9 protein-coding genes are annotated in these 11900 nt (G+C 70.2%); 5 read left to right on the forward strand and 4 right to left on the reverse strand.

All coding sequences use genetic code 11. The annotated features are described in order from the left end of the window. Positions 1-2: 2 nt before the first annotated feature. Complete coding sequence (locus ACMCNK_RS01795; RefSeq protein WP_412734609.1) at positions 3-2921, reverse strand: M36 family metallopeptidase; 2919 nt, start codon at positions 2919-2921, stop codon at positions 3-5. A 383-nt stretch (positions 2922-3304) separates the two neighbouring features. On the opposite strand from ACMCNK_RS01795, the gene ACMCNK_RS01800 reads away from it, so the two are divergent. From ACMCNK_RS01800 to ACMCNK_RS01810, 3 genes are all read left to right on the forward strand, one after another. Further along, positions 3305-5155: a glycoside hydrolase family 3 protein gene (locus ACMCNK_RS01800; RefSeq protein ID WP_412734610.1), complete on the forward strand. Its 1851-nt coding sequence runs from the start codon at positions 3305-3307 to the stop codon at positions 5153-5155. Positions 5156-5178: 23 nt separating this feature from the next. After that, complete coding sequence (locus tag ACMCNK_RS01805; protein WP_412734611.1) at positions 5179-6435, forward strand: ricin-type beta-trefoil lectin domain protein; 1257 nt, start codon at positions 5179-5181, stop codon at positions 6433-6435. A gap of 130 nt (positions 6436-6565) precedes the next feature. Beyond that, positions 6566-7366 carry a sulfite exporter TauE/SafE family protein gene (locus tag ACMCNK_RS01810; RefSeq protein WP_412734612.1) on the forward strand — a complete coding sequence of 267 codons (801 nt, stop codon included), beginning with the start codon at positions 6566-6568 and terminating at the stop codon, positions 7364-7366. A gap of 20 nt (positions 7367-7386) precedes the next feature. Here ACMCNK_RS01810 and ACMCNK_RS01815 read toward each other — a convergent pair whose 3' ends face one another. From ACMCNK_RS01815 to ACMCNK_RS01825, 3 genes are all read right to left on the reverse strand, one after another. Continuing rightward, positions 7387-7803 carry a cobalamin B12-binding domain-containing protein gene (locus ACMCNK_RS01815; protein ID WP_412734613.1) on the reverse strand — a complete coding sequence of 139 codons (417 nt, stop codon included), beginning with the start codon at positions 7801-7803 and terminating at the stop codon, positions 7387-7389. Positions 7804-7817: 14 nt separating this feature from the next. Next, on the reverse strand, positions 7818-9398 hold the full coding sequence (locus ACMCNK_RS01820; RefSeq protein WP_412734614.1) for a methylmalonyl-CoA mutase: 1581 nt from the start codon (positions 9396-9398) through the stop codon (positions 7818-7820). Between the two features lie 107 nt (positions 9399-9505). After that, the gene (locus tag ACMCNK_RS01825) at positions 9506-9922 is read right to left on the reverse strand and encodes a hypothetical protein (protein WP_412734615.1); all 417 of its coding nucleotides are present in this window, start codon (positions 9920-9922) and stop codon (positions 9506-9508) included. Between the two features lie 246 nt (positions 9923-10168). On the opposite strand from ACMCNK_RS01825, the gene ACMCNK_RS01830 reads away from it, so the two are divergent. Together ACMCNK_RS01830 and ACMCNK_RS01835 are read left to right on the forward strand one after the other, a co-directional pair. Continuing rightward, on the forward strand, positions 10169-10615 hold the full coding sequence (locus ACMCNK_RS01830; protein WP_412734616.1) for a hypothetical protein: 447 nt from the start codon (positions 10169-10171) through the stop codon (positions 10613-10615). A 222-nt stretch (positions 10616-10837) separates the two neighbouring features. Continuing rightward, entirely contained in the window at positions 10838-11848 is a 1011-nt protein-coding gene (locus ACMCNK_RS01835; protein WP_412734617.1) for a methyltransferase, read from the forward strand. The last annotated feature ends 52 nt before the right edge of the window (positions 11849-11900 follow it).

Consider the following 11900-nt stretch of genomic DNA (forward strand, 5'->3'; position numbering starts at 1 on the left):
GATCAGGGGGAAGCGGTGCCGTAGACGGCGAGCTCCGTGGAATCCATGAACTTGCAGCCGCTGTAATAGTCCGCATCCGGGGTGCTGCACACGCCCATGTCCTGCGCCTGACTCGACAGCATCGTGTACCGCACGTACTGCACTCCGGACGTGCCCGCGCTCAGCGTGACCTGGTTGGCCCGGTTCCGATCGGCGGACGTGAACTGGCCGTTGGCCGCCACCGTCCAGGTCGTGCCGTCGGGGGACGTCTCGATCCGGAACTTGCCGGTCGAGGCGCTACCGGCGTCACCGCAGGTCGCGGTCCCGTCGAGCGTCAGCTCGGTGATGTCGACGGCACGCGGCAGCTTGAGCACCACGTTGTAGCCGCTCGGATCGGTGACCTCGGAGCCCCAGCCGGTGCCGTACGACTGGTCGAACAGGTGCTGCGGGCCGCAGCCGGACGTGGTGAGGTCCGGGCCGGTGAAGCTCGTGACGCTGCTGCCTCCGCCGGTGGCGGCCCAGTTGCGGCGCAGCGACCAGCTGACCAGGTTCGTCCGGGCACTGACGGAGACCGTCTTGGCCACGGAGTCGTACCCGGCGCCCTTGACGAACACCTTCGGGTACGTGCCCGGCCGCAGGTTGTAGATCACGTACGTGCCGTCGGCCGCCGTGGTGGCCGCGTAGTCGTTGGTGAAGCCGGAGCTGTGGCCGCTGAACGTGACGGTCGCGCCGGCCACCGCCGCACCGGTGTCGGCGTCGACGACCCTGCCCTTCACCGCGCCGCGCGGGGTCTTGGCCGCGGGCGGCAGGGAGAAGTCCTCGACCACATCGGTGTCGGTGCCGTCCACGGCACCGGCGTAGAAGCCCATGCCGCGGTGGGCGAAGACCTGCCAGATCTTCGTCTGCAGCCGGCCACGGTTGGTGACGAGGTCGGCCTGCAGGATGGAGTTGCGCTGGTCGAGGAACGACGGCTTGGCGGGCGACAGCTCCATCGCCCGGGTCACCAGCATCTCGGCCTTGTTGCTGCCGATCGCCTTGCGCAGGTCCCACAGGGTCTGCGCCCAGATCTCGCCGTCGGTGTGCACGTCGGGACCACCTTCGTAGATGTGGCCGTAGTCGCCGTACGTGTAGCCGCCCGGGCCCGCGGTCGGGGTGCCGGGGCAGAACCTGGACCTGCTCTCGACCGAGCAGTCCATCGGCTCGCTGCGCAGCGTTGCACCGCCGAACATGTACTTGCCGACGAGGACGTCGCCGGTCTTCGGGGTGTCCTTCTCGTAGCCCTTGGCCACGAAGTAGTCCTGCGTGTACCAGTCACTCCACGCTTCGCCCATGGCCCGCGACTGGGCGACGGTCAGCGTCGAGACGCCGTTCGCGTCCACCACGAGACGGTTGGACAGACCGTGGGTGTACTCGTGGAACACCGTGTCGGCCTCGTCGCTGGAGTTGCCGGCGAGCGATTCGTCGTACGGGTCGTTGGGGTCCGACCACAGGTACATCTGCATCCTGGGCGGCGTGCCGTCCGGCGGCGTGCTCATGTTCGCGTTGCTGATGTGGTCGGCGTCCGGCAGGCCGTTGTTCGTGTCCGCGCCGTCGAGGGCCTGACCCTGCACGGCGTCGTGGTCGATCGCCTCGAAGTTGCCCGCCTTGCGGGTGAAGCCGATCGGTCCGGTCGCCAGGTGGTCGTGCCACACACCGAGCAGGTAGTACAGCTCCACCGAGGACTGGCTACGGTTCTTCTGCCACGAGTACGGGACGGCCGGGTTCCAGGAGCACTTGAACGCCGCCCGGCACTTGCCGCCCACCTGCTTGCTGAAGTCCGTGAACAGGTACCGCCAGGTGCCGTTGACGGTCGGCTTGATCTCGTCGGACGGGTTGGCCACGTTGTCGTCGTTGACGTCGGTGTAGACGTGCGCGATGTTGCCGGCCAGCCGGGTCGCACCGTTCGGCAGCCATTTGCGCAGGTCGACGGCGACCTGCTTGCCGCCGGACGGGGCGCCCGGGTAGTTGGGCCAGACGAGCGCGGTGTCCTGGGCGACCGTGCTCTGCCGGAACAGGACCGTGCCGTTCTGGGCGTCGATGACGTGAATCCAGCCCTCGTCCGCCGCGACGGTCTGCCACGCCAGGCGCGGGCCGGTGGCGGTCTGGAACATGACCAGCTTCGCGGAGCCGTTGTCGGAGAACGTGGTGGTCTCAGTCACGCCGGCGGCCCGGCCGACGGGCTTGGCCGCGGAGTCGCCGTGGACGTTCTCGACCGCGGCGGCGCGCGCCTTCTCGGCGCTGAGCTTGGCCCTGCCCGGGCTGCTCGGCAGGTCCGCGACCGGTGAGCCGTCGACCTGAATGAGCCGCCCGTCTTTGGTGACGTGGGCCTTGACGCCGTTGCCGAACACCGGCACACCGCCCACGCTCTGGGTGAAGCTGAGGTGGTGGGTGCCCGCGAGGTCGACGTAGTCGCGGCGCAGCGTGAGCCGGCCGACCTCGGCGGCGCTGAGGCCGAACACCGCGGAGTTCGCCTTCACGTAGTTCAGGGCAACCTTGACCGGGTCGAGGCGGCTCGCTCCGGTGAGGAACCCGTCGAGTTTGGCGACGCGGCGCGGCGTACCCGTGGCGCGGTCCATGTCGACGATGCCCTGCGCGCCGAGCTTGTTCTGCAGCTTGCGGACCGGGCTGTCCGGTTCGGCCGCCGTGGCCAGTCGCCGCACCGCGACGCTGACGCTCCTGGTCGTGACTTCCGGCTGCCGGGCCTGGTCGGTGTTCAGCGTGTCGCGGGAGTCGTAGTCGGCGAGCGCCTCGCGCTCGGCCGGCCGGTCCGCGACGTGAATGGCCTCGGCCGGCTCCGGTGCGGAGTTCGCCTGCGCGGTCAGTCCGCCCGCGATCAGGACGGCGCCGCCCGCAGCTGCTGCCCACCATCGCCGGTTCCGCGACGACGCTGACAACGGTCTCATGCACAGGCCCCTTTCGGCCGGATCAGGTGGCAGCATCCGCCCCCGGGCACGTTGCGCCGGGAACCCAGCTCATCCGGAGAGCGTTCATCGGCGTCATGCGCCGGAGCACCAGAGCAATTCCGATTCCGCTACCAACTGGCAACCGGGATGGGACGAGGTCAGCGAGACCCGCTTGCGAAGTTTGTGAGCTTGGTCATGACCGTGGATCTGTAGGTCGCCTGGTCCGGCGGGTGCTCACCTCGCGAACGTGGCGAGGATCGCACGGTGCGGCCCGCTCGCGTCACGCAGATTTTTTCTGCAGCGAATAAAGTCCGGCCGCCCGCAAGTCACTCCCACACCCGAGGATGATCGTGTCAACCACCCGGCGATCGATAGCCGCCGTCGTGTCCGCCGTACTGTCAGCCGGCGTCGTGGCGCTCGCGCCCCCGGCGGCCTCGGCCGCGGATCCCGTCTACAAGGACCCGTCACAGCCCGTCGCTGCCCGTGTCGAGGATCTGCTGCACCGCATGACCCTGGACGACAAGATCGGCCAGATGGTCCAGGCGGAGCGGCACAACGCCACACCCGCCGACGTCCGCGACCTTCGCCTCGGCTCCATGCTGGCCGGTGGCGGCGAAGGACCCGAGCCGCAGTCCCCGCAGGTCTGGGCCGACCTGTACGACAGCTACCAGCGCGCCGCGCTGGAGACCCCGCTGGGCATCCCCATCATGTTCGGCATCGACGCCGTGCACGGCGCCAACCACGTGTACGGCGGCACGATCTTCCCGCACAACGTCGGGCTCGGCGCGACTCGCGACCCGGCCCTGGCGGAACGAATCGGCCGCGTCACCGCCACCGAGGTGGCAGCGACCGGCATCGACTGGACGTTCTCGCCGTGCCTGTGCGTCGCCCGCGACGACCACTGGGGCCGGGTGTACGAGTCGTTCGGTGAGACGCCGGCGAACCCGAGCGCGATGACCAGCCTCATCACCGGCTTGCAGGGCCCGTCGCTGAATGCGCCGACGTCGATCCTTGCCACTGCCAAGCACTACGTCGGCGACGGAGGCACGGCCGGGGGCGTCGATCAGGGCGACGCCCGGATCAGCGAGGAGGAACTGCGGGCCATCCACCTCGCCCCGTTCCGCGAAGCGGTCAACCGCAACGTGGCCAGCGTGATGGTGTCCTACTCCAGCTGGAACGGGCAGAAGCTGCACGGCGACAAGTACCTCATCACCGACGTTCTCAAGGGCGAGCTCGGCTTCAAGGGCATCGTGATCACCGACTGGGACGGCGTCGCACGGCTGGACGACAACTTCGTCTACACGCCCGAGAAGGTCCGGACCGGCGTGAACGCCGGCATCGACGTCTTCATGGTCCCCGAGAACTACTGGTACAAGGAATTCATCCGGCTGCTGCGCAACGAGGTGAACGCGGGCACCGTGTCCCAGGCGCGCATCGACGACGCCGTCAGCCGCATCCTCACGAAGAAGTTCGAACTCGGGCTGTTCGAGCATCCGTTCACCGACCGCAGCCTGGCCTCCACCGTGGGCAGCCCGGAGCACCGCGCCGTCGCCCGCGAAGCCGTACAGAAATCGCAGGTCGTCCTGAAGAACAACGGCATCCTGCCGCTGGCGAAGGCGCCCGGCAAGGTCTTCGTCGCGGGCAAGTCGGCCCACAACATCGGCTTCCAGAGCGGCGGCTGGACGATGAAATGGCAGGGCGTCGACGGGCCGAGCACCCCGGGAACCACCGTGCTGCAGGGCATCCGGAACACGGTCACGCCCGGCACCACCGTCACGTACGACCGCGAGGGCGACGGCGTCGACTCCTCCTACACGGCCGCGATCGCCGTCGTCGGCGAGAAGCCGTACGCCGAGGAGTACGGCGACCGCACCGACGACCTGCGACTCGACGCCGAGGACCGGGCGCTGCTCGCCAAACTCAAGGCGTCCGGCGTTCCGGTCGTCACCGTACTGATCTCCGGCCGTCCCCTCGACGTCACCGCCGAGCTGCCGGACATGTCGGCGCTGGTCGCGGGCTGGCTGCCCGGCACCGAAGGCCAGGGCGTGGCCGACGTGCTGTTCGGCGCGGTCCGGCCGACCGGCAAGCTGCCGGTGAGCTGGGCACGAGACGTCACCCAGCAGCCGATCAACGACGGCGACGGCAAGACGCCGCTGTTCCCGTACGGATTCGGCCTGACCTACGACCCGGTCATCCCGCTGCCGCCCGCGCCCGCGCCGAACGTCGAACCGTGACCGCTCAACTCGCTGAGGTTCCCATGACACGCATTCTCCTCGCCGCCGGCGCCGCGCTGGCGTTCCTGCTCCCCGCACCCGCGGCGGCCGCCGCGGCAACGCCGTCCTGCTCCGTGCAGATCGTCGCCCACGAGGACGACGACCTGCTGTTCATGAACCCCGACATCCAGCGGGACATCCGCGCGGACAAGTGCGTCCGGACGGCTTACATCACCGCCGGCGACGCGGGCCGCGACATCGGGTACTGGTCCGCGCGGGAAAGCGGCGAGCGGGCGGCCTACGCGACGATGGCGGGCCGCCCCAACGAATGGTCCGACGCGACCACCACCGTGCAGGGCCGCGAACTGCACGTGTCCCGCCTGACCGGGACGCAGGTCGAGCTGGTCTTCCTGCGCGTGCCCGACGGCTTCGACGGCAGCGGCTCTGACCGCTACGGCGCCCAGAGCCTGCAGAAGCTCTGGGAGGGCCGGATCGGGCGCATCACCACCGTGGACGGCGCCGCCGGGTACACCCGCGACGAGCTCATCTCCGTCCTGCAGGGACTGCTCGCCGACGCGGGCGCGGACGTCGTCCGGCTGCAGGACTTCCGCGGCGACAGCGGGCCGATCGGCGTCGACGGCGGCGACCGGGACCACCACGACCACCACGCTGCCGCGTACTTCGCGTACGCCGCGCAGCGGCTGCTCACCACGCCGCACCGCACGGCCGCGTACCGCGGCTACTCGATCAGCGAGCTGCCCGCCAACGTCACGGGCGCCGACCAGGAGCTGAAGAAGGCGACGTTCTATGCGTACGGCGCATACGACGAACTCCTCGGGTGCAAGGACGACGCCTCGTGCGACGCGGACCCGACCGCGGGCGGCGGTCCGTCGGTCTACCGCCCGTGGCTTTCCCGCCAGTACGAGGTCCCCGGGCCCGCCGCGGACGGCACGGTCGAGCTGCGCGCCGTGAGCACGCGCTGCCTGGAGGTTTCCGACTCCGCCGTGGTCCGGCTCTGGGATTGTGGGGGAGCGGCGAACCAGCGGTGGACGTTCACCGCGGACGGTGCGCTGCGCGGGTTCACGGACAAGTGCCTCGACGCCGACCCGGCGAGTCCGGCCGTACGGATCGGGGACTGCACCGGCGCCGCCGCGCAGCGGTGGACCCTCACCGGCGCGGGCGAACTGCGCGGCCTCGACGACCGCTGCCTCGACCTGCGGGACGCCGACCTGCCCAACGGCACCCCGGCCGAGCTGCACGCGTGCACCGGCGAACCCCGCCAGAAGTGGCGCGTGGTCTGACCCCCGCAGCAGCGGTGATCTTGTCCACAAGGTCGGCATCGACGCCGGTTGCCCCGTAGGCTCCGACCCGGCCGAAAAGCGGCGTCGACCTGTTGCAGGTGGCGACCAGTCGGGGGAGAGGCGGGACTTCGTGGGTGCGCTCGACGCGGCACAGATCCTCGGGGCGGGGTTGGCGGCCGGGGCCATCAACACACTCGTGGGATCCGGAACGCTGATCACCTTCCCGATGCTGCTCGCCCTCGGATATCCACCGGTGGTGGCGAACGCGTCCAACACCGTCGGACTCGTGCCCGCGTCGTTCGCCGGTGCGTACGGCTACCGCGCCGACCTGGCCACACAGCGGCACCTGCTGCCGCGGCTCGGTGCCGCTTCCCTGGCCGGCGGGGTGGTCGGCGCCGCGTTGCTGCTGGTCCTGCCGGCCATCGCGTTCCGCGCCATCGTGCCGGTACTGATCTGCCTCGCCCTGGTGCTGGTCGTCCTGCAGCCCTGGCTGGCCCGGACGCTGCGGCGCCGCACTGCCGACCGGGCGCCGGCGACCGAGGCCGGGACGCTGCTGACGAAGCCGGTGACCAGGGCCGGGGCGTTGCTGACGTCCGGCGTGTTCGCGACCGGCGTGTACGGCGGCTACTTCGGTGCCGCGCAGGGCGTGCTGCTGCTCGGGCTGCTCGGTGTCCTACTGCCGGTCGGCCTGCAGCAGGTCAACGGCGTCAAGAACGTCCTGGCCGGCATCGTCAACGGCGTGGCCGCGGTCGTCTTCGTGGCCGCCGGCACCGTGGCCTGGCAGCCGGCGCTGCTCATCGCCGCCGGCTCGATCGTCGGGGGAGTGCTCGCCGCCCGCTACGGCCGCCGGCTGCCCGATGCCGCACTACGGGCCGTCATCGTCGTCGTGGGACTCGTCGCCGTCGTCCGGATGGTCGGCGCATTGCTGTGACCGGCGGTCGCTGGGGCGCCCTACGGTGCGGTGGCCTCGTCGTCCCGCTCGAACGCCGTGCGCGCCCAGCCCGTGATGTCGCTGAGCGAGGTACCCGGCCCGAACAGCGCCGCCACCCCGAGCTTGCGCAGCTCCGCCGCGTCGTCGTCCGGGATGATCCCGCCGCCGAACACCACGATGTCCGCCGCGTCCGCCGCCCGCAGCCGCCGCAGCACCTCCGCGAACAGCGTGTTGTGCGCACCGGACAGGACGGACAACCCGATCGCGTCCGCGTCCTCCTGGATCGCGGTGTCGACGATCTGCTGCGGCGTCTGGTGAAGTCCGGTGTAGACCACTTCCATGCCCGCGTCCCGCAGGGCGCGGGCCACCACCTTGGCGCCCCGATCATGACCGTCCAGGCCGGGCTTGGCCACCACGACGCGTACCGGTGCCGGCATGACCACGTCTCCTCTCAGAAAGCGTCCGCCGGGGTGTGGGTGCCCCACACCGCGCGCAACGCGTCGCACACCTCGCCGACCGTGGCCCGCGCCTTCAGGGCTTCCCGCATCGGGTAGAGGACATTGTCGGTACCCGCGGCGGCCCTGCGCAGCCCGTCCAGCGCCGCGGCCACCGCCGTGCCGCTGCGCTCGGCCCGCAGCGCGGCCAGGCGTTTGCGCTGCATCACCTCGATCGAGGGATCCACCCGCAGCGGCGCGTACGCCTCCTCCTCGTCGAGCTGGAAGCGGTTGACGCCGACCACCACACGCTCGCCCGCGTCGGTCTGCAACGCCATCCGGTACGCGTTCTGCTCGATCTCACTCTTCTGCAGTCCCCGCTCGATCGCGTGGACCGCGCCACCGGCGTTCGCGACGTCCCGCATCAACCCGGTGATCGCGGTGTCCAGCTCGTCGGTCAGCGACTCCATGAAGTACGACCCGGCGAACGGGTCGACCGTGGCCGTCACATCCGTCTCGTACGCCAGCACCTGCTGGGTCCGCAACGCCAGCCGCGCCGACTTCTCCGTCGGCAGCGCGATCGCCTCGTCGAACGAGTTGGTGTGCAACGACTGGGTGCCGCCGAGCACCGCGCCGAGCGCCTGCGCGGTAACCCGGACCAGGTTCACCTCCGGCTGCTGCGCGGTCAGCTGCACCCCGGCGGTCTGGGTGTGGAACCGCAGCATCATCGACTTCGGGTTCGTGGCGCCGAACTCGTCGCGCATCATCCGGGCCCAGATCCGACGGGCGGCGCGGAACTTCGCGATCTCCTCCAGCAGCGTCGTGCGCGCCACGAAGAAGAACGACAGACGGGGTGCGAAGTCGTCGACGTCCATCCCGGCGGCGACCGCGGTGCGGACGTACTCGGCGCCGTTCGCCAGCGTGAACGCGATCTCCTGTGCGGGCGAGGCACCGGCCTCGGCCATGTGGTAGCCGGAGATCGAGATGGTGTTCCATCGCGGGATCTCGGCGCGGCAGTACTGGAAGATGTCCGCGACCAGCCGCAGCGACGGCTTCGGCGGGAAGATGTACGTCCCCCGGGCGATGTACTCCTTGAGCACGTCGTTCTGGATCGTCCCGGTCAGCTTCCCGGCCGTGGTGCCCTGCTCCTCGGCGACCAGTTGGTACAGCAGGAGCAGCACCGCGGCCGGCGCGTTGATCGTCATCGAGGTAGAGACCCGGTCGAGCGGGATGCCGTCGAACAGCACCCGCATGTCCTCGATGGAGTCGATGGCCACCCCGACCTTGCCGACCTCACCGGCGGCCAGCTCGGCGTCCGAGTCATAGCCCATCTGGGTCGGCAGGTCGAACGCCACGGACAGGCCGTTCGTCCCGTTCCGGATGAGCTGGTGATAACGGGCGTTGGACTCCGCGGCGTCACCGAACCCGGCGTACTGCCGCATGGTCCACGGCTTGCCGGTGTACATGGTGCCGTACACGCCCCGGGTGAACGGGTAGCCGCCCGGGTCGCCGAGCTGCTCGCCGGGCTGCCATCCGGCGAGCGACTCCGGGCCGTACACCGGGGCGAGAGGCAGGCCCGACTCGGCAGTCCGCGTCATGATTGCGTCCTCTCGAGGAGTCGACCGAGACACCCACTACCGGATCACGCGCGTCCGATCTGCGCGACCCCTGCGTAACCCCTATCCCGCCGCGGGCCGGGTCCGCGTCACTTGCGGAACGCCGGGCCGCGGGTGATGACAGCGGCGGCGATGACCGGGATCATGCAGACGGTCTGGATGGCGGCGTACCACAGGGGGCAGACGCCCGGGATCAGGTCGACCACGATGATGGCGATCGGCATGATCAGGGTCAGGGTGCGCACCCGGTCGAACGACTTCTGCGAGCCGCGGGCGGCGTTGAGGCTCATCCGGTACAGCAGGATCGCGATGAGGGGCAGCAGGACACCGCGGACCCACATGAACGTGTTGACGGTGTGGCCGGTGACCGCCATGGCGGCGACGCCGGTCAGGGCGAGGGCGCTCAGCACGGTGTAGACCTTGAAGCTCGTGACGAGCTTGCCGAAGGCGCGCGCAGCGGCCGGGGTCGTGGCGGCGGCGGTCTGGGGGGTCAGCGTGTTCTCCATGCCGAGGACACTACGGAGCGCCCGGGGCGGTCGATATCCGTCTGGACCGAGGGTCGGGTGGGGCCAGCCCCACTTCCCGGCGGGTCCGGTGTGCAGTTGCACGATCGGGCTCACGACCGCCGGATCGGGCAGGATCGGGTTCCCCCAGCAACCGAGCGGGGAAGGCCGCCGGGACGCAGGACCACCGCGTCCAACTGCACGTTCATCCCGATTCCACCTCCGACACCTGCTCCGTAGCTTCGTGGCATGGCGCGACAGACCAAGACCAAGACCAAGCCCTCGGGGGCCCGGACCGGCAGCCCGCGGGTACAGGCGGCGTTCAACGGACTCAAGAGCTGCTTCAAGGCGTACGCCGTGCTGAGTGCCCTCGCCCTGGCCGGCATCGCCGCGATGGCCGCCACGGGCCACGTCATCAACACGTTCATGTGGGTCCGCGGTGTCCTGCTGCCCCTCATCGCGATCCTGCTGTACCGGATGAGCGTCAACGCCGCCCGCGGCTCGTACAAGTCGTTCGACCGGGTGCGCACGGTCACCCTGATCATGCCGATCGCCATCATCGGCGTCGACCTGATCCCCGGCGTCTGCCCGCGCTGGTACCTGGCCGTCCAAACCGTCTGCATGATCCCGGTCATCGCCGCGGCCGTCATCACCCGCCGCCCGATCCTGCGCAACGCCCTGCCCAAACCGCGCTGAATCGCCGGCCGGAGCGCCCGGAACGCGGTTGAACAACGCGATCCGGCGATCCCCGTTCCGCCTACCATGTGCCCTGCCCCTGACGTGCCGCGGCCGCCAGGCGGCTTTTCGTGCGTCGTGCGATCACGCGTGCCGTCGTTTCGGGGCTCTGCTCAACGCTGACTCGTACCGGTCCGCCGGGCGGGTCGGCCTTCTGCCATCCCTGCGAGAAAGGAATGCCAAGTGTCGGTCATTGAACTGTCGATGGGCTCCTGGATATCCGCCGCGGTCGGTGTCGCGGCCCGTCTCGGCATCGCCGACGAGCTGGCCACCCAGCCGCGTACGGACGCCGAACTCGCCGTGACCCTGGGCGTCTCGCGCGACAGCCTGGAGGCCGTCCTGTCTGCCCTGCTCATGGTGGGCGTCTTCGCCCGCGACGAGGACGGCCGGTACCGCAACTCGGAGGGCTCCGAACAGCTCAGAACGGACCACCCGCAGTCGTTGCGGCACATGTGCATGCTGCTCACCGGTCTCTACGCCCAGGGCTGCGGCTCCTTGCTGGAGGCGGTGCAGACCGGCAAGCCGGCCCTGAACGCCCGCTACGGCATGGGCCTCTACGAATATCTGGAGCAGGACGCCGAGACCGCCCGGATCTTCGACCGGGCGATGCAGGAGGTCGCACGTCCCGTCGCCGCCGTCCTGGCCGAGCACCTGCCGCTGGAGAACGTGCGGACCATCGTCGACGTCGGCGGCGGCAACGGCGAACTGCTCAAGGGAATCCTCGCCGTCCACCCGCAGCTCACCGGGATCTGCGTCGACCGCGCGGACACCTGCCGGCGGGCCGAGCAGGCCCTGCGGGAATCAGGCGACGAGGACCTGCTCGGGCGACTGTCGTTCCAGGCCGCGGACATCTTCCAGGAATGCCCGAGCGGCGGCGACATCTACCTGCTGAAGAACGTGCTGCACGACTGGAACACGGAAACCGCCGTCCAGATCCTGCGCAGCATCAGCACGGCCATGCGGGACCGGCCCGCAGACGCCGTGCCGCCGCTGCTCGTCGTCATGGACCCGGTGCGTGAGTACGACCAGGGCGCCGCGCTCCGGCCGCTGATCAAGATGGTGATCGGCGAGCAGGGCACCGGCGAGCGCACCGAGGCCGACATCCGCCGGGAGACCGCGGCCGCCGGGCTCCAGGTGATCTCGATCAGCCAGCTCCCGGCCGACCTCGCCGCCGTCGCCTGCGTTCTGGCATAGCGGGCTCCGGCACCGAGTGGTATCGGCCCCGGTCCGGGGGCCGCGAAAGACG

Source organism: Krasilnikovia sp. MM14-A1259 (genome assembly GCF_047159535.1).
GTDB lineage: Bacteria > Actinomycetota > Actinomycetes > Mycobacteriales > Micromonosporaceae > Actinoplanes.

Bases quoted from the DNA above. Each gene is read 5' to 3' on its own strand.
- ACMCNK_RS01795 (WP_412734609.1), bottom strand. From the start codon at position 2,921: ATGAGACCGTTGTCAGCGTCGTCGCGGAACCGGCGATGGTGGGCAGCA.
- ACMCNK_RS01805 (WP_412734611.1), top strand. From the start codon at position 5,179: ATGACACGCATTCTCCTCGCCGCCGGCGCCGCGCTGGCGTTCCTGCTC.
- ACMCNK_RS01815 (WP_412734613.1), bottom strand. From the start codon at position 7,803: ATGCCGGCACCGGTACGCGTCGTGGTGGCCAAGCCCGGCCTGGACGGT.
- ACMCNK_RS01820 (WP_412734614.1), bottom strand. From the start codon at position 9,398: ATGACGCGGACTGCCGAGTCGGGCCTGCCTCTCGCCCCGGTGTACGGC.
- ACMCNK_RS01825 (WP_412734615.1), bottom strand. From the start codon at position 9,922: ATGGAGAACACGCTGACCCCCCAGACCGCCGCCGCCACGACCCCGGCC.
- ACMCNK_RS01830 (WP_412734616.1), top strand. From the start codon at position 10,169: ATGGCGCGACAGACCAAGACCAAGACCAAGCCCTCGGGGGCCCGGACC.